Origin of the sequence: Vibrio marisflavi CECT 7928 (genome assembly GCF_921294215.1) — a bacterium.
GTDB classification, from domain to species: Bacteria; Pseudomonadota; Gammaproteobacteria; order Enterobacterales; family Vibrionaceae; genus Vibrio; species Vibrio marisflavi.
In genome coordinates this window covers 973,253-992,585 of record NZ_CAKLDM010000002.1, presented here as the reverse complement: position 1 = coordinate 992,585, position 19,333 = coordinate 973,253, and the positions used below count along the sequence as shown (strand labels likewise).

Here is a 19,333-nt window from a genome sequence, read left to right as displayed (position 1 = left end):
TTATTGCTCATTACGCAAACATTACCAATTAGCTAATATCGGTTCTACCACTTATTACACAAAAGTCTGACTAATTATGAAATTTATTCGCTTCGTTAAAAACGCCTCAACAAGGCTCGGCTTACTCGAAGGTTCAATAATTTACGATATTACTGAGCAAGTCACATCTCAAGATATTTCAACGTTAAAAGCTCACACTGATCAATTAAAGCAATTGAACAAAGCTCATCTAGTCGCACTGCCACTTGGCGACATAGATCGCGTCTTAGAGTGCGTCGCTGATATCGGCAAAATTATTTGCATCGGTGCGAACTCAAGCACTCACAACCAAGAGATTGGAGTAGAACTCAAAGAGCCAATGTTTTTCTTTAAACCTCGCTCTGCCATATGGGGAGCTATGGACCCTATTCCATATACTGAGATGAACCAAAAAGTGGACTGGGAAGGTGAGCTCGCCGTGGTAATTGGTAAGCAAGGCAAAAATATCTCAGCAGCAAATGCGATGGAGTATGTGTTTGGCTACGCATGCTTTAACGATCTTTCAGACAGATACTGGCAGTTTAAAGATGGTGGTGCGGAAATTGGAGGTCAAACGTGTATGGCCAAATGCTTTGATGGTTTCGCACCACTTGGCCCTACGTTAGTAACAAAAGACGAAATAGATGACCCTGAAAACCTGCAAATGACCTTAAAAGTAAATGGAGAGATTAGGCAAGATTTCAACTCAAGCGACTATATTCGCGGTGTTACCGAGTGCGTTAGCCAATTGAGTCGCTTTATGACTTTAAACCCTGGAGATATTATTGCTTTGGGTTCCGGGCCGGGCAACGCTCAGCATTGGAACGAGCAGTATTTACAGCCGGGCGATACCGTCAGCTTCCATATCGAAGGCTTAGGTACACAACACCAAACCGTAGTAAAAGCCTAGATGAGTATTTAACAACGAATCGCGCAACTACCCCTTTGCACAAAGCTTCTTACAAGAAACTTTTATCGCATAATTGAACATAAAACAACCACACAGAAATAATTAACCAGTTAAAGATTGAATTAGCAAAAAAAGCTGATAGAGTTCACAAATTCAATTCACCATGTGAGTTGAATCGTGAGCCAAAAGCTCACGTCCTATGAAGACTGCAGGAGAGAGGCAAGTTGCTGGGAAACATTCAGCATAGCCCACCGAAGAAGTAAATCTTTCAGGTGCTTAATATTTGAAGCGTGGACTGCAGTTGGAGGACTCTCTGGAGAGAACCGTTAAGTCGGTCGCCGAAGGAGCAAGCTTCTGTATCGAAGTGAAACTCTCAGGCAAAAGGACAGAGGAGTGGAAAATATATTGTTTAAGTAAACGTCTCTTAGCAGCACTATTGCCTGCCGTAGACCAATCTATCATCTTTTCCCTCTTCTCCTTAATTTTTATGTTTCATTTAAGGGGAATCAATGAGCAACATCCAACCCATTTTACAAAGTATTGATAAGTTTATTTGGGGACCACCACTTTTAGTCCTACTTGTTGGTACTGGTATTTACTTCACTTTCCGACTAGGTGCCTTGCAAATCAGGCATTTACCCACCGCTTTAAAAATGGTGTTTAGTAAAGGGGAAGGAGCCAAAGGCGAAGGCGATATATCAAGCTTTTCAGCTTTGTGTACTGCTCTATCTGCGACTATTGGCACAGGGAATATCGTTGGCGTTGCAACTGCAATCAAACTAGGTGGCCCTGGTGCGCTATTTTGGATGTGGCTTGCTGCTTTGTTTGGAATGGCAACTAAGTACTCCGAATGCTTACTAGCAGTTAAGTTTCGTCAAGTAGACGAAAATGGACAAATGGTCGGCGGCCCGATGTACTACCTAAAAAATGGCGTTAATTCTAAAATCCTTGCAACGATGTTTGCCGTTTTCGCGTTGGGTGTTGCCTGCTTTGGTATCGGCACATTTCCGCAAGTCAATGCGATTGTCGAAGCTGGTGCCCTATCCTTTGGTATATCAAAATACGTTACCGCAGCAGTACTTACCCTTTTGGTTGCTTTCGTTACCCTAGGCGGTATTCAGTCCATCTCGAAAGTAGCAGAAAAAGTCGTTCCAGCTATGGCGATATTTTATGTCGCAACTTGCTTTGGCTTAATCCTCGCGAACCTCGACAAGCTAGGTGATGCTTTTCACTTAGTCATTACTTCAGCATTTAACTCAACCGCAGCAAGTGGTGGGTTCCTAGGCGCAACGATTATGCTCGCTATCCAATCTGGTGTCGCTCGAGGAGTATTCTCCAATGAGTCTGGATTAGGCAGTGCGCCAATGGCAGCAGCTGCTGCGCAAACTGATTCACCAGCGAAACAAGGGCTTGTTTCCATGACGGGCACTTTTTTCGATACCATCATCATTTGTACCATGACTGGGCTTGCATTAATTATAACGGGAGCTTGGAACAGTGATTTTGCTGGTGCGGCCATGACCACTCACGCGTTTGCTGTCGGCTTACCAAGTCACACATTTGGCCCAATGCTTGTTTCGATTGGACTGATGTTTTTCGCTTTTACCACTATTTTGGGTTGGAATTATTATGGTGAACGCTGTGTTGTTTACCTATTCGGTACGAAGGGCATCAGGTTATATAAATACATATTCATCGCTTTAGTTGCCTCAGGCGCTTTCCTGCATCTTGATATGATATGGGTAATTGCAGACATCGTGAATGGGTTAATGGCAATACCAAACCTTATTGGTCTAATCGCACTTCGCCACGTCGTCGCTGACGAAACTGCTCAATATTTCACAAGTAGAAGAAAAGTGAGAGTATCAAAAGAAATTCCTTCTGCTTCTTAAATCACCTCGATAGCAATACTCTTCCCAATTTTAAGACCTCAAGAGCCTGTTGAATTGTATATCAAACAGGCTCTCGTTTATTTGCTCTGCACCACCAGAAATGTTCTATGCTAATACAAGGGGTTGGCACGGATGCTATATGGATGAATGAGAAAAAATCAGAATATATTGCCCTAAGACTTTTACTACTAATACTAGCCATCATATTTGTTTCTTGGCCAGTCATGATCGAAAGCCAGTTTTCACTTGGTGAATTAGTTGCGGGCATAGCTATTTGCTGGGGAATACTTATTTCATTGCTTTACTTACTTTCTAGGTAACTAGCACATGATGAGTCCATATCTATTAATCGCAATCATCATTGTCTATGTTGGCATGCTCTACCTCATTGCGCGCTGGGGTGAAGCAGATAGTAAATTAGCCAAGAACGTTTCTTCGAGTGCATTTGTCTATATTTTATCCTTAGCCGTTTACTGCACGAGTTGGACCTTTTACGGCAGTGTCGGATTAGCCTCGCGTGCAGGTATCCTCGTCTACACAATATACTTGGGGCCAACGATCCTCATATTCATGATGTGGCCAATGCTAAGGCGTATGCTACGCATCAAACAAGCCTATCACGTAAACAGCATTGCCGACTTTATCTCCGCTCGCTTCAATCAAAGTTTTGCTTTAGCTGGGCTAGCTACTGTTGTCGCAATGGTCGGCATCGTTCCATACCTTGCATTGCAGCTCAAAGCTATAAACTCATCTTTTGAAATAATGACAGCAGGAAACCAGTCGACTTCAGGCTTTACTTGGCTTATCTGGTTGGGCGTGGCTTTATTTACCATTGCATTCGGCGTGCGTCATGTAGACCCTACTGAAAGACATCCCGGAATGATGCTAGCCCTCGCTGCTGAAAGCATGGTTAAACTGGTAGCCATGATATTAGTTGGTGTATTTGTCTGTTTTATTATGTTTGATGGGCCTGTTTCAATATTTAATCAATTAGTTCAATTGAAGCCCGAACAAGCTGAAGCCATTACGAAAATGCCCAACCCGATTACCTGGGTTAGCTTCCTCATTCTAGCTGCTTCTGCATTTTTTATGTTGCCGCGACAATTCCACGTTATGGTTGTCGAAAACTCGCAATCGAGCTATATCAAGAAAGCTCAATGGCTGCTACCACTGTATCTATTTCTCATCACGATATTTGTTATCCCAATTGCATCAGCTGGCGCATTAGTTATTGGCCCAGATAAGCCAGACATGTACATGCTCACCTTACCTCAAAGCGAAAAGCAGATAGCACTTTCTGTAATTGTATTTGTGGGTGGATTTTCAGCCTCAATGGCAATGTTAATGGTATCGGGTATGACACTATCGAATATGTTTAGTAACCACCTAGCTCTCCCCACATTGCGTAAATTTTTTCCAACAAAAAACTTTGGTCAATATTTGCTTCAAATTCGTTGGTTAGGAGTATTTCTAGTTCTAGCCGCGGGACAAATGTTCTATTTGTTCTTGGGTGAAACCTATTTACTAGTCAACATTGGGCTAATCTCATTCTGCGCTGTACTACAGTTTTTCCCTGTCATAATCGCAGGGCTGTACTGGGAGCAAGTCAATTCCAAAGGCGCGCTAATTGGTTTGTCGGCTGGCTTCATAGTATGGACATACACCATGTTATTCCCTGCAATCACAAAAAGTGGCTGGGTGGATGATACGATACTTCAAACTGGGTTGTTTGGCATTGAGCTACTAAGGCCAGAGCACTTATTTGGCTCAAACATAGATAAAGTGAGTCACGGAGCCTTCTGGACTTTAGTGTTTAATATTTCCGGGCTCGTCATTGGTAGCATGGTAACCAATGAATCGGACAAAGAAGCCAAGCATAATGCTGAGTTTCTAGACATCATGCACCAAAGGCAGCAGGAAGCCGATGAAACTGTCCTCGACTTACCAAAAAACATAAACCTACGAGAAAAAGTGTCGATATTGCTTAACCTGTTTGAGCGTTACTTCCCTGAAGAGGGAGCTCGCGACAAGGTAGACGTGGTCCTAGAGCTACACAAGTTAGACCGCAATACACAAATCAATACCCAAGAACTAGCCAATATCGAGAAAACCGCTGAGCGTTTACTAAGCGGTGCCACTGGCGCCGCAATGGCTCATGTTCTTATCAAAGAATCCAAGTTGTTCACTGATTCAGAAATCAAAGAGCTAGAAAAAAGTTATGCGTCTTTGCTCAGCCAACTGAAAATAAGCCCGGTGCAACTTCGAATGCAGCTGAATTACGCCAAGGAAAAAGAAAAGCTCGCAGCACAATACAACAAGCAACTTGAAGGACTTGTCGATACTCGCACAAAAGAGCTTCAGGGTGTGATTGCAAAACTTAACAGTACCCAAGCTCAACTAATAGAGACCGAAAAGCAGGCATCATTAGGTAAACTGGTTGCAGGTATAGCCCATGAGATCAATACACCAGTGGGAATATGTGTCACGGCTTCTACGAACCTTAAACATCAAACTAGCGACGTATGTCGGACTTACCGACAAGAGAAGCTCACAGAACAAGCACTGTTCGATTACTTTGAGTTATGTACTGAATCTGTTGATATCATCACCAAAAATAGTGAGCGCGCATCAAATTTAATCCGTAGTTTCAAACAAGTTGCTGTGGATCAATCGGCCGATGAATTGAGAACGATTGACATTTCTCAATACTTGGATGAAATAACCCTCTCATTGAAGCCAGTACTGCAAAAGGCAAAACACAAGATAAATATATCCTGCGATCAAACAATATCCTTTACCAGCTATGCTGGTGCTATTTCACAGCTGTTTACCAACTTAATTATGAACAGCGTGATTCATGCCTTCAAAGCAGATCAAGTGGGCAATATTGATATTCAAGTGTTTGAAAAGGAGAAACACCTTTACATCACCTATAAAGACGATGGTGAAGGGCTAATTGAAGAACATGCTAAAAGCCTATTTGACCCGTTTTTTACAACCAAACGAGATGAAGGAGGCAGTGGCCTAGGTGCTCATCTTATTCATACCATCGTGACACAAAAACTGCTCGGAAGTATTAACTTTGAGACAGCACCCGGGGAAGGACTCACTTACCACATATCCTTCCCATTGAAACGAACAAACAGTGAAGAACCGCCTGAAAATCAAGATAATTTTGAGAGCTAAACACGATTTATGAGTCAGTGCCTTTTTAATTGTGCAGCAGATATCACTTTGACCTTGCTCACGCAGAATTGTATGACATCAACTTGTAGATATTGCGATTTTTATCTATACCAATAAGAGGAAACACTAATATAAAACGATAATTTACGGCATCTTGGCTTGGATGCATACTAGCGATTTAGGGACTAATTTATGCCTTTAAAACTGCTTCGAGAACTTGAAGAGCCTTCCGCGCTTCCTTGGAAAGTCTTGATCGTTGACGATGAACCAGATGTACACCAAGTATCTGTAATGGTGCTTAAGCGTTTTAGACTGGATGATCGTCCACTTGAGTTTGTGCACGCCTATTCTGGTGCAGAAGCCAAAGAAAAAATGTCTACCACACCAGATATTGCTTTGGTGTTTCTGGACGTCGTGATGGAAACTGACAATGCTGGCCTAGAGGTCGCTCGATGGATTCGTGAAGATTTAGGTAATCACTTCACTCGAATAGTCCTTAGGACTGGTCAACCAGGCCAAGCCCCAGAGCAAGAAGTTATCACCAACTACGATATCAATGACTACAAAGAAAAAACTGAACTTAGTAGCCAAAAGTTGTTTACCACCGTCTATGCCGCAATCCGATCTTATCGCGACATCGTTAAAGTCGAACAAGCAAGAGAGCTAGAAGAAAACTACCGACAAGGCTTAGAAAGAGTCATTCAATCAACAGCGGTTATTTTCCAACAACACACTCTTAAAGCTTTTTCCGACGGAATCTTGCAGCAAGTCTTATCTCTATTGAGAATGAACGACCAAAGTATGCTAGTCAGTGTTCGTGGGCTCACGACATTGAGAGAGCCCCATAGTGACTACCAAATTCTTGCTCGTATTGGAGATCATAATGACCAAAACATAGATGGCGACGTGAAACACTATTTGGAAAAAGCTATCGAGGCAAAAAACAGCATTATAGAAAATGATGTTTTTGTCGGTTACTTCTCCACTAGTTCGGGTGCCACCAGCTTACTATACCTTAAAGGTGCAAGAAAGATTACCGAGTTGGAAAGCCAATTATTGACCATCTTTTCATACAGCGTCAGCCTTGCATTCGAAAACCTATTTTTGGGCCAAGAGATCATTGATACCCAAGGTGAACTGATCTATAGGCTGGGCGATGTGGTTGAGTCTCGCTCTGAAGAAACCGCAAACCACGTTAGACGTCTATCTGAGCTTTCATATCAGTTATGTAAGCTTCTCGGTTACCCAGAAGAGAAAGCTAACCTACTACGACAAGCCGCACCAATGCATGACGTCGGCAAGATCGCAATACCAGATTCAGTATTGCTGAAACCGGGCAAGCTCGATTCTGAAGAATGGGAGGTAATGAAGACACATGCTGAAATCGGCTACAAAATATTGGCTGGATCAAAGCGCAGCATTCTGCAAACTGCTGCAACTATAGCTCATCAACACCATGAAAAAGTCGACGGTACAGGCTATCCTCAAGGCTTAAAGGGTGATGAGATTAGCATTGAGGCGAGAATTATAGCCGTTGCAGACGTATTTGATGCGCTAACTCATGAACGTGTATATAAGCCGGCTTGGCCAATAGATGAGGTGATCGAGCAGATGAAAGCTTCTAAAGGTACGCATTTAGACCCTAACATCGTTGATACTCTATTGGATAATATTGACGTTGCGCTGGACATTAACGAGAAGTTCAGCCCACGTCCTCACTGACGATCGAATAAATAGTAAAAGATAGCGATACCCGAGCTGCAACAAACACTCGGGTATTTCTTTTTATAGAGAGTTTGGCGACTCTTCAAGCATTAAAGCAAGACCCAACGAAACTAAAATAGCTCCAGTCGTCCCTTCCATCCAACGCATAAAGGTAGAACTCTTCAGCAGCGTAGTGGCGTAACCAAGAGCCGCCGCAAGAGAGCATTGCCAGATCATCGCAATAACAAAATGAATTCCTGCTAAAAATAGCGACTGAGTAATGACAGAGCCTTGCGGATCGATAAACTGTGGCAAAAAGGCGAGATAAAAAACGGCTGTTTTGGGGTTAAGCACATTAGAAAGGAAACCTTCTCTAAATGCACGTTTTACTCCTACACTTCCAACTCCTGCTTTACCTACTGCGAGGCTCTGATTATTTGCCAATGTCGCACGCAAGCTATTAACACCAAGCCAAATCAAATATATAGCCCCTACCCACTTTACCGCATGGAATAGCTCAGCTGATTGCATCAATATGGCTGATATACCAATAGCCGAAAACGTAGCATGAACGAATAAGCCAGAACATATTCCAACGCTGGATACAAATCCATCTTTGAATCCTCCACGCGTAGTATTACGAATGACCAGCGCAGTATCGAGGCCTGGCGTTAGGGTTAAAATAGTAATAGCAACGAGAAACGCACCAAAGTGTTCTACAGACATTTCAATTCAGTAAGATTGCGAAAACAGGGCATTCACATTACAGGACACAGGTAACAAAATCTATCAAATGGTTACATTTATCATGTACCTTATTGCTGCAGGCTATAGTAGATTTCGCAAATATTGATAACTGCTTACCACATCAAACCAATACCAATTACACTTAACTAGACTATTTACTTACGTTATATCTAGACAACTGAATTGACCCTATATCAGAGTCATTTAATTTCTTTCGACTACGAAATTTACGGATGAATTTTATGAGTAAAACCCTCGTGTTACTCACAACCACCTTGCTCCTCTTCGGATGCGAACAAGAACCTCAATCCAACTCAGAGCCTGAATCAAGGCCAGCGAAAATGCTCTCGGTTTCTGTTGGAGACAGCCAATTTAGCAGAAATTTCCCCGCCATTTCAGAAGCTGGCGACAAAGCTGCATTAGCGTTCCGCGTATCTGGCCAAATTCAAACTATCCAAGTAAATGCTGGACAGCAAGTAGAAAAAGGCCAGTTGTTAGCGACGCTTAACCCTGACGAGTATTCGCTTTTAGAAAAAAAAGCTAACGCCAGTTACAAGCTCGCCAACGTACAGTACAAGAGATACAAAAAACTCCACGATGACAAGATTGTTTCTGATCAGGATTTCGACCAAGCTACCGCCAACTTGAAGACAGCGAAAGCAGATTTGGATCAAGCAAAGGCAAACCTCAGCTATACCAAGTTACTTGCCCCATACAATGGAACTATCTCGTATATAGGTGGCGACGACTATCAATATATAGCGGCAAAAGAAGGCTTAATGAATATCCAGACTGACCAACTACTTAAGGTAGTATTTCAGCTTCCGGACTACTTGTTGCCAAAATTCAACGCCGACGATCACCCGAAGATCACGATTAAATTTGATGCTTTCCCTTCTCAATCGTATCCACTTACCTTTCAGGAAATCAGTACTCAAGCCGACCCCAAAACCGGCGCGTATAAAGTTACTTTAGTTATGAATAGGCCGGAAGATGTTGGAATATTACCGGGCATGTCCGGCATCGTGAATGTTGTTGTTCACTCAAAATCTGCCACCCCTCTACCTACACCAGCAATCATCAATGAAGATGGCATCTTAAGTGTTTGGAAAGTGAATCAAGATGGCAGCGTTGAAAAGTCGATTATTGAGCTCAATGCTTCCAATGAAGTCGTCTCTGGGTTAAACGATGGCGACCGCATCATTGTTTCTGGTGTCAACTCAATAACTCCAGAAGTAAAAGTGAGAGAGTGGGTTAAGGAAAGAGGGTTATAAAATGAAACATTGGATAGTCATTTTCTGCACCCTATTGTTTTTAGCAGGATGCGGAGACAAACAGCAAACCCAGCAGTTGAAAGAGACAAAAGTAAAAGCTGCCTCGCTAAAAGAAAATGCCAGCAAAGGCAATGTCTACTTTCCAGCAGTTGCCAACGCTGCCACCAAAGCTGAGCTAAGCTTTCGTGTTGCCGGTGAAGTTGTGAAAGTTAATGTTAGAGGTGGCGACAAAGTTAAAAAAGGTGAGGTTCTTGCACTACTTGACCCAACGGACTATAAACTTGATGTGGACAACGCCTCTGCTCGCTATAAAGTCATCAACAACCAATACCAACGCTCGAAACCTTTGGTAAAAAAAGGCTTACTTGCTCAATCTCAGTTTGATGAATTGGCTGCTGAAAGAGGAATCGCTTTAGCAGACCTTCAATTAGCAAAATTGCGGCTGTCTTTTACTAAACTACTCGCACCATATGACGGTATAATTTCTGTGGTCGACGTAGAAAAGTTTGAAAACATTCAGCTCGGCCAACAAATTATTAATATCCAAAACCTATCGAACCTTGATGTATTGGTTCAAATCCCCGACCGTTTATATACCAACCGGCCAACACTAGAAAAACTTGCCCAATTTAAAGCGTTTGTCCGCACACCAAGTGGGCAAGAGTATCCAGTTTCAATTAAAGAGTTCACCACTGAGCCAAACCCTACAACAGAAACATTTACCGTTACGTTTGATATGCCAATGCCTAAGGATGAAATCATACTTGATGGCATGGCTGTACAAATTCGCGCCGCTAAAGAAAACAGTAATATAAATTTGAATACTCGAGTTTTGGTTCCTATCGAAGCGATTTTCAATGCTGATGGCGACGCATTGGAGCGCAACGCTAAATATGTTTGGGTCATAAATCAAGACAACACAGTTTCAAAACAACTTATCAAGGTTGGTAAAGCTACCAATAACCATATTCAAGTATTAGAAGGCTTAACGCCAGAAAATCGAGTCGTGATTGCAGGAATAACGAAGCTGCGTGAAGGGATGAAGGTTCAGGTTGTATCAGGAAGGGATAACAATGAGTGAAAACAAAAATAACATGCCTCAATCCGACAGTGAAATAACAGGCATCGCCGCTTATTTCATCCGAAATAAAGTCATCAGTTGGATGATCTCTCTTATCTTCTTGATTGGCGGTTTAATGGCCTTTTTTGGCTTAGGTCGCCTTGAAGATCCGGCATTCACAATCAAAGATGCAATGGTTGTCACTTCGTATCCAGGGGCTACACCTCAGCAAGTAGAAGAAGAGGTCACCTACCCTCTTGAAAAAGCAGTTCAACAGCTTCCCTATGTTGATGAGGTAAACTCAATATCGAGCCGTGGTTTGTCTCAAATTACCGTCACGATGAAAAACAATTATGGTCCAGACGCTTTGCCTCAAATCTGGGATGAACTAAGACGAAAAGTTAATGACCAGAAGCGATACCTGCCTCCTGGTGTTGAAGAACCTAAAGTTGTTGATGACTTTGGGGATGTTTATGGCATTTTGTTCGCCGTGACTGGCGATGGCTACAGCTACAAAGAGCTATTGGATTACGTCGACTATTTACGCCGAGAGTTGGAGCTGGTAGATGGCGTAGGCAAAGTCACAGTTAGCGGTACGCAACAAGAACAGGTTTTCATTGAAGCATCAATGAAAAGGCTGAGCAGCTTGGGGATTTCTCCAGATACTGTTTTCAATTTACTTTCAACACAGAACGCCGTTGGTGACGCTGGCGCTACACGTATAGGTAACGAATATATTCGAATTCAGCCTACAGGAGAATTTCAAGATGTGTCCCAGTTAGGTAATCTTATTGTTACTGACAGTGGTACAGATGGCTTAATCTACCTTCGTGACGTAGCGGATATTAGGCAGGGCTATGTAGAAGTGCCGAGCAATATTATCAACTTCAAGGGTAAAGTTGCCATCAACGTAGGTATTTCTTTTGCAACAGGTATCAACGTTGTCGACGTCGGTAAAAAAATAGAGCAACGCTTAACGGAGTTGAAAGCGCAGCAACCTTTAGGTATTGATATTTCAAAAATTTATAGCCAACCAGTAGAAGTAGAAAAATCGGTCAGCGGTTTTGTTGTGAGCCTGGGTCAAGCCGTCGCAATCGTAATCGTTGTGTTGCTCTTATTTATGGGGCTTAGATCTGGCTTACTGATTGGACTAATACTGTTGCTCACAGTACTTGGCACCTTTATCTTTATGAAGTTCTTTGCCATCGATCTCCAAAGAATTTCCCTTGGCGCTTTGGTCATCGCTCTCGGTATGTTAGTAGATAACGCCATAGTCATAGTAGAAGGAATACTCATCGGGACACAAAAAGGGCGAACACGCCTTCAAGCTGCCACCGATATTGTTACCCAAACCAAATGGCCCCTTCTGGGCGCAACAGTTATCGCCATAACCGCTTTTGCACCAATTGGGCTTTCTGATGACTCCACAGGCGAATACTGCGGAACACTATTTGCCGTGCTTCTGATCTCTCTAATGCTCAGCTGGTTTACCGCTATCTCTCTCACACCATTTTTCGCTGATTTGTTCTTCAAAGGGATGAAAAATGAAAAAACGGGCGAGCAAACTGAGCTGTACAATGGATTCGTATTTACCACTTACAAAGCATTTTTAGAGTTTTGTATGCGCCGTGCATGGTTGACTGTAATAGTTCTAATTGGCGGATTGGTCGCAAGCTTATACGGATTCACCTTCATCAAACAGTCATTCTTTCCTTCTTCTACTACACCAATGTTCCTCGTTGACGTGTGGATGCCGGAAGGAACAGATATTCGAGCAACGAACACTAAGCTTAAAGAACTGCAAACTTGGCTGAGCAAACAAAAGTCCGTTGAGCACGTCACTACAACAGCTGGCAAAGGTTTACCACGCTTCATGCTCACTTATTCATCGGAAAAAAGTTATCCCGCTTACGGTGAGATCATTACTCGCGTGGATAATTATGAATCACTACCAAAACTCATGGCTAATTTCCGAAAGTATGTAGAACAAAATTACCCAGAAATTGACTACAAGTTAAAACAAATTCAGCTTGGCCCTTCTAGTGGCTCAAAAATTGAAGCAAGAATAATTGGCTCTGATCCAACAGTATTGAGAACAATTGCCGCTCAAGTCAGTGAAATCATGCACAATGACCCCGGTGCAACGAATATACGTCACGACTGGCGTGAACGTACGAAAGTACTGGAGCCACAATTTAACGAAAGCCAAGCAAGGCGTTACGGCATCACAAAATCAGATGTTGACGACTTCTTAGCTATGTCTTTCTCTGGCAAAACCGTGGGTATATATCGTGACGGTACTACGCTAATGCCAATTGTGGCTAGACTACCTGACGATGAACGCGTCGATATCCGAAATATCGATGGTATTAACATATGGAGTCCTGCAATCAGTGATTATATCCCTCTTCAGCAGGTTGCATTGGGTTACGATCTGTTCTGGGAAGACCCACTCATCATCCGTAAAGACAGAAAGCGTATGTTAACAGTCATGGCTGATCCCGATATTCTCGGTGATGAAACGGCCGCAACCCTGCAAGCGCGTCTAACACCATTAGTTGATGCAATCAAACTTCCTCCAGGTTACAAGCTTGAATGGGGTGGCGAGTATGAATCTTCAAGAGACGCACAAGCAAGCTTATTTACTACCATGCCGATGGGCTACTTGTTCATGTTCATTATCACTGTATTGCTATTCAAAACTGTGAAAGAGCCTGTCATTGTCTGGCTAACTGTTCCGCTTGCCATAATCGGTGTAACCATTGGTTTATTGGTACTTAATACTCCATTTGGCTTCATGGCTCTGCTAGGTTTTCTGAGCTTGTCAGGTATGCTGCTGAAAAACGGTATTGTGCTACTAGATCAAATTGAAATAGAAATAAAATCAGGTAAGCAAGCCTATGATGCAATCGTTGAAGCCTCACTAAGCAGGGTGCGCCCAGTTTGCATGGCTGCAATCACAACGATCCTAGGCATGATTCCACTCCTACCAGATATCTTCTTTAAACCAATGGCAGTAACCATAATGTTTGGTTTAGGTTTTGCGACTGTGTTGACGTTAATTGTAGTTCCGGTTCTCTACAAGATGTTCCACCGAGTGACTACTCCTGCATAAGCCTACTTGCCCTCTCAGAGTTTCTTTAGACGACTTTGAGAGGGCGACTTCAAAGTATTGTTTACATTTGGCCTCTAGCGCAACTCCCTGATAAACTGACTTTTCTATCTCACCAACTACGGAAGGACGTCAATGCAAGCTTTTCAAAATCTCATTGAACATTTTCAAAAGATCTCTCGTTTTAGCCACTTATCTGCCATTTGTGGCTGGGATGCCGCTGCAATGATGCCAAGTGGAGGTAATCAAGCACGTTCTGAAGCAATGGCAGAACTTTCTGTGCATATTCACTCTTTAATGACACAGCCTCATTTATCCGATTTATTTGAACAGGCGTCTGAAGAAGTGAAATCGAGCACAGACAACGCAACACTCCGTGAGATGAAACGTCAATGGCTTCAATCCAATGTTCTACCAGAAGATCTTGTCCAAGCGAAATCACTTGCTGGTTCAAAATGTGAACACGCATGGCGCACCCAGCGAAACGACAATGATTGGCAAGGTTTCGAAAAAAACTGGGCTGAAGTAGTGAAGCTATCGCAAGAAGAAGCTCAAATCCGTTCTGATGCTACAGGGTTAAATCCTTATGACTCAATGCTCGATATCTATGAACCCGGTACATATTCTAAATCTTTAGATAACATTTTTGATGACGTTAAAAGCTGGCTACCAAACCTAATCGACCAAGCTATTGAAAAACAAAATTCAGAAAAATATATAAAACCTGAGGGAATCTTTAGCAGTCGAAAGCAAAAATCACTCGGTTTAGAAGTCATGAAGTTGCTTCAGTTCGACTTTAACCACGGTAGACTAGATGAAAGTGTCCACCCTTTTTGTGGAGGAGTGAATACAGACGTACGTATCACAACTCGCTACGATGAAAGTGAATTCGTTCAATCGTTGATGGGAATCGTACATGAAACAGGACATGCTCGTTACGAACAAGGAAGACCAAGTAGCTTATCAGGCTTACCTAGTGGTGAAGCTCGTTCAATGGGCATTCATGAATCCCAATCCCTATTTTTTGAAATGCAGCTAGGCCGTAGCAACGAATTTATTGCTCATCTTTCTAAGCTAGCTAAAGCACACTTTTCTGGTGCCAATAACCCTCTATTTTCACAAGAAAACCTATATAAACTTTATACTAGAGTTAAAAAGGACTTTATTCGCGTCGACGCAGATGAGCTTACCTACCCTGCCCACGTCATCCTCCGTTATGAAATAGAGCGCGACTTAATTAACGGTAAAATCACTCATTCAGATGTACCTGAACTGTGGGATAACAAAATGCAGCACTATTTGGGGCTTTCAACTCAAGGAAACTACAAGAACGGTTGCATGCAAGATATCCACTGGACAGACGGCGCATTTGGCTATTTCCCGTCTTATACCTTAGGGGCGATGTATGCGGCACAGTTTATGGCTTCAATGAAGCAAGATCTTGATGTAAGCGAAGTGATACATTCACGCAATCTGACGTCTATCTTTGAGTGGTTACATGAAAATATTTGGACAAAAGGTAGCTTGTATTCTACAGACGAACTTGTGAAGCAAGCCACTGGTGAAACTCTAAATACCGACCACTTTAAACGCCACTTAACGCAGCGCTACTTAGGGTAGATTACTTATCTGAGCTGTAATAACGGTTATGCCACCATAGAGGCATAACCGTTTGTAAAACAGGCTGGAAAACAATATTATGCTTTGGCACAGTCGTAACTGTCTGTACTTAATATTGTTTTAAAATTCTCAGGGCGGGGCGAAATTCCCCACCGGCGGTATGTCAGTAATGATGAGCCCGCGAGCGCTCGATTATTGTCGAGGTCAGCAGATCTGGTGAAAAACCAGAGCCGACGGTTATAGTCCGGATGAGAGAGAATAGAGACACACTAAGTAGCCTTATTGGCACTTAGTGTGTTTTTTCGTGCGTATTGTCCCTCATATTAATGCCCTGATTCTGGTCACCAAGGAAAAACCATGAATCAGATATCTCTACTTTCAATATTCGGCGATCCCATCACTCGCGTCGAAAATGCACTTCAGGCAATCAAGCAAGGCCACGGTGTCTTGTTACTTGATGACGAAAATCGAGAAAACGAAGGCGATCTTATTTATTCAGCCGAGTATATTACCGATGAGCAAATGGCACTTATGATTCGAGAGTGTAGCGGCATTGTTTGCTTGTGCTTAACTGATCAGCAAGCACATAAGCTGAAACTCCCACCTATGGTGTCCAACAACACTAGCGCTAATCAAACGGCTTTCACCGTATCGATTGAGGCTAGAACTGGAGTTACAACTGGCGTGTCGGCAAAGGACAGAGTAACGACCATTAAAACTGCAATTAATGAGCAAGCTCGCCCAGAAGACCTTGCTCACCCTGGGCATGTATTCCCATTGCGTGCCCGAACTGGAGGTGTTTTATCTCGTCGCGGCCATACAGAAGGTACCATTGACCTTATGCAAATGGCAGGGTTGCAACCTGCAGGAATACTTTGCGAGTTGACTAACCCAGATGGCAGCATGGCAAAAACACCTGAGGTGGTAGAGTTTGCCAAACTACACAAAATGCCAGTTCTCACTATCGAAGACATTGTTCAATATCGACAAACTGTAAACTTAAAACTAGCGTAAGACTCTCGGCCCTTATCGTTTTACGTCAATAAGGGCTATTTGTTCAATAGTCATCAATGTTTCACCCCCTTTATAAATTGATAGTTTTATTACTATAATTCTAAAAAGATGTCATTGCTGGTTGGTCTAAATCACAAAAAGCCTTAAGTGATACAATACTCCAGTAAATGCTTCTCTCCTCTAGTTTTTATTTACATCACCACTATGAATAATGTGCCCAATTATTCCAATACGTGAGTGAATCATGGAAATCCAATCTCTAATAAACAAAGATTTGATCTGCTTAGACCTAGCGGCCAAAACAAAAAGCGAAGTGCTGAATGAAATGGCTGATATCTTGTATCAAGCAGGTAAGCTCTCAGATAAAAACAAATATCTACAAGATGTCTGGGAAAGAGAAGAAATTGGTAATACTGGCTTCGAAGATGGTATCGCTATCCCCCATGCAAAAAGTGAGTATGTTGCGCAACCTGCGGTCGCTGTAGGAATTAGTCGACACGGAATTGAATACGGAGCGGAAGACGGTGAACCCTCTAGTGTTTTCTTTATGCTTGCATCTCCAAATGGTGAAGATAACCATCACATTGAAGTCTTAGCACAAATATCCAGTAAGCTTGTTGAAGATGGTTTTATCGACGAACTCAAAGCTGCCAAAACACAAGCAGAAGCCCTACAGTTGCTGACTACAAACAAAGTCGAACATACTCAACATAAGGATAAAAAGCCTGAACATATTGAACAGCAGCCACAAAAAACCAGCGATTTCAAAGCAAGAGTGAGCCGTACTAAAGAGCACCTACTCTACGGAACGTCGCATATGATTCCATTTATCGTCGCTGGTGGTGTTTTATTATCACTTTCAGTCATGATTTCAGGTAAAGGGGCGGTACCAGATAGCGGAATGTTAAAAGACATCGCAACCATGGGTATTGCTGGCTTAACCTTATTTACCGCAGTACTTGGCGGTTACATATCCTACTCGATTGCAGACAAACCGGGCTTAGCTCCAGGCATGATCGGATCATGGATTGCTGTACAGAACTACCACACGGGTTTCCTAGGGGCTATTATTGTTGGCTTCTTTGCAGGCTTCGTCGTCTCTCAGCTAAAGAGAATCAAGCTGCCTGACACCATGACATCTCTCGGTTCCATTTTTATCTATCCACTTGTCGGTACTTTTATCGTTTGTGCAGCGGTGATGTGGGTATTTGGCCAACCTATAGCTCTAATGATGTCTGGGCTAAACCACTGGTTAGCCAGCATGGCTGGAGCAGGTAAAATCATGCTAGGTACCATTCTTGGTGCAATGACTGCGTTTGATATGGGTGGACCTATCAACAAAGTCGCCACCTTGTTTGCCCAAACTCAGGTTAACACTCAACCTTGGCTTATGGGTGGTGTTGGGATTGCAATTTGTACACCTCCTCTCGGAATGTTCTTAGCAACGATTCTCTTCCCTAAAAAGTTCAAAAAGTTTGAGAAAGAAGCAGGCAAAGCAGCAGGTATCATGGGCATGATTGGTATTACTGAAGGAGCAATACCTTTCGCCGCTGCCGATCCAATCCGAGTCATTCCTTCGATTGTTGCTGGTGGCATAGTTGGTAACGTCACTGGATTCATGTTTAACGTTATCAACCACGCTCCATGGGGTGGCTGGATCGTGCTACCCGTTGTCGACGGAAAAATGGGTTACATCATTGGTACGATTGCGGGCTCTCTAACAACCGCTATTATCGTAGCGTTACTTAAAAAGAATGTAGAAGAAGATGATGATCTAACAGTAAATGAAGCTGAGTTTGACTCATATGTCGGCGAAGGAGAAGCGCAAGTGCTTGCGATTACAGCATGTCCTTCCGGCGTAGCACATACTTTCTTAGCCGCTAAATGCCTTGAAAAAGCAGCTTATCAACTGGGCGTTAAAATAAAGGTAGAAACACAAGGTGCCAATGGAACCAACAATAAGATTAGTAAGGCCGATGTTGCTGGCGCGCAATTTGTTATCTTTGCCCATGATGTCGCCATCAAAGACAAAGAACGATTTGCTCACCTACCAAGCATTGATGTAGGTACCAAAGAGGCAATGCACAATGCTGAAAGTTTGATTCTTTCTAAGCTAGAAAACACTGAATCAACACCTGTACTGGCAACTAGCTAGTCAACGTAGAAGCCAATAAAAAACCGCACTCCAATATCAAATCGGTGTGCGGTTTTTGCGTTTTATCACTTAAAGTCTATAAGAAATGGAAAGACAAGCTGACGTTATAAGACTTCATATCGGCATTTTTGAAGTTGAAGTTGTTGTAACTCGCCCCAACAGTCAATGGACCCATAATGGAATATTTCGCCCCAATTCCATAAAAACCATCGACTTCGCTTTGATTGTAACTGCCACTCGTCGCTTCAATTTCATAGTCATGCAATCCAGCCTTAGCATAAACTTGCAGTGGCCCTAACTCTAAGCTAGGACGAAGAGCAATATATTTAGTGTTTGCCTTCAACTCGCCAGAGGTATTGTCATAGTTAGAGCTATCGAACTTACCAAAGTCTTGGTAACCCGCTTCCAAACCCAGAAATGGGATCATACTCAAGCTGGTACCAACATGAACACCGTACGATGTAGAACTGTCACCACCTAAATCGGAAGAACCGACATCGACCCCACCATATATTAATGACTCTGCTGACGCTGTCGCTGAACACCCAAGCAACGCTAATGCAAGAAGTGTTTTTTTCATAATTAACCCTCTAGTATTTTTTGGGCAATACGTTTTGGTTATTCGTGATTGCCGTCTTCCG

13 protein-coding genes and 2 riboswitches are annotated in these 19,333 nt (G+C 42.8%); of the genes, 11 read left to right on the top strand and 2 right to left on the bottom strand.

Annotation, left to right across the window (positions count from 1 at the left end; all coding sequences use genetic code 11):
* The first annotated feature begins 76 nt into the window (after nt 1–76).
* From L7A31_RS11265 to L7A31_RS11245, 5 genes are all read left to right on the top strand, one after another.
* Nucleotides 77–928 carry a fumarylacetoacetate hydrolase family protein gene (locus L7A31_RS11265; protein WP_237361610.1) on the top strand — a complete coding sequence of 284 codons (852 nt, stop codon included), beginning with the start codon at nt 77–79 and terminating at the stop codon, nt 926–928.
* Nucleotides 929–1,231: 303 nt separating this feature from the next.
* Nucleotides 1,232–1,327: riboswitch (glycine riboswitch) on the top strand.
* Between the two features lie 110 nt (nt 1,328–1,437).
* Entirely contained in the window at nt 1,438–2,820 is a 1,383-nt protein-coding gene (locus tag L7A31_RS11260; RefSeq protein WP_237361609.1) for an alanine/glycine:cation symporter family protein, read from the top strand.
* 107 nt (nt 2,821–2,927) lie between these two features.
* Complete coding sequence (locus tag L7A31_RS11255; RefSeq protein WP_237361608.1) at nt 2,928–3,140, top strand: hypothetical protein; 213 nt, start codon at nt 2,928–2,930, stop codon at nt 3,138–3,140.
* 7 nt (nt 3,141–3,147) lie between these two features.
* Nucleotides 3,148–6,006 (top strand): sensor histidine kinase, encoded by a 2,859-nt coding sequence (locus tag L7A31_RS11250; protein WP_237361607.1) that lies wholly within the window; start codon nt 3,148–3,150, stop codon nt 6,004–6,006.
* A gap of 192 nt (nt 6,007–6,198) precedes the next feature.
* Nucleotides 6,199–7,728 carry an HD domain-containing phosphohydrolase gene (locus L7A31_RS11245; protein WP_237361606.1) on the top strand — a complete coding sequence of 510 codons (1,530 nt, stop codon included), beginning with the start codon at nt 6,199–6,201 and terminating at the stop codon, nt 7,726–7,728.
* 63 nt (nt 7,729–7,791) lie between these two features.
* Here L7A31_RS11245 and L7A31_RS11240 read toward each other — a convergent pair whose 3' ends face one another.
* Nucleotides 7,792–8,436 carry a LysE family translocator gene (locus L7A31_RS11240; protein WP_237361605.1) on the bottom strand — a complete coding sequence of 215 codons (645 nt, stop codon included), beginning with the start codon at nt 8,434–8,436 and terminating at the stop codon, nt 7,792–7,794.
* Between the two features lie 263 nt (nt 8,437–8,699).
* Here L7A31_RS11240 and L7A31_RS11235 point away from each other — a divergent pair, with 263 nt between their 5' ends.
* The 6 genes from L7A31_RS11235 (at nt 8,700) to L7A31_RS11210 (ending at nt 18,692) form a co-directional block, all read left to right on the top strand.
* The gene (locus L7A31_RS11235) at nt 8,700–9,731 is read left to right on the top strand and encodes an efflux RND transporter periplasmic adaptor subunit (protein WP_237361604.1); all 1,032 of its coding nucleotides are present in this window, start codon (nt 8,700–8,702) and stop codon (nt 9,729–9,731) included.
* Between the two features lies 1 nt (nt 9,732).
* Nucleotides 9,733–10,812 (top strand): efflux RND transporter periplasmic adaptor subunit, encoded by a 1,080-nt coding sequence (locus L7A31_RS11230; RefSeq protein WP_237361603.1) that lies wholly within the window; start codon nt 9,733–9,735, stop codon nt 10,810–10,812.
* The gene (locus tag L7A31_RS11225) at nt 10,805–13,906 is read left to right on the top strand and encodes an efflux RND transporter permease subunit (protein WP_237361602.1); all 3,102 of its coding nucleotides are present in this window, start codon (nt 10,805–10,807) and stop codon (nt 13,904–13,906) included. The genes L7A31_RS11230 and L7A31_RS11225 overlap by 8 nt, the downstream gene beginning before the upstream one ends.
* Nucleotides 13,907–14,038: 132 nt before the next feature.
* Nucleotides 14,039–15,523 (top strand): carboxypeptidase M32, encoded by a 1,485-nt coding sequence (locus L7A31_RS11220; RefSeq protein ID WP_237361601.1) that lies wholly within the window; start codon nt 14,039–14,041, stop codon nt 15,521–15,523.
* Nucleotides 15,524–15,644: 121 nt separating this feature from the next.
* Nucleotides 15,645–15,787, top strand: a riboswitch (FMN riboswitch).
* Between the two features lie 93 nt (nt 15,788–15,880).
* Nucleotides 15,881–16,537 carry a 3,4-dihydroxy-2-butanone-4-phosphate synthase gene (gene ribB / locus L7A31_RS11215; protein WP_237361600.1) on the top strand — a complete coding sequence of 219 codons (657 nt, stop codon included), beginning with the start codon at nt 15,881–15,883 and terminating at the stop codon, nt 16,535–16,537.
* A 244-nt stretch (nt 16,538–16,781) separates the two neighbouring features.
* On the top strand, nt 16,782–18,692 hold the full coding sequence (locus tag L7A31_RS11210; RefSeq protein WP_237361599.1) for a fructose-specific PTS transporter subunit EIIC: 1,911 nt from the start codon (nt 16,782–16,784) through the stop codon (nt 18,690–18,692).
* Between the two features lie 76 nt (nt 18,693–18,768).
* Here the strand turns inward: L7A31_RS11210 and L7A31_RS11205 are convergent, their stop codons facing one another.
* Nucleotides 18,769–19,272 carry a porin gene (locus tag L7A31_RS11205; protein ID WP_237361598.1) on the bottom strand — a complete coding sequence of 168 codons (504 nt, stop codon included), beginning with the start codon at nt 19,270–19,272 and terminating at the stop codon, nt 18,769–18,771.
* Nucleotides 19,273–19,333: the final 61 nt, after the last annotated feature.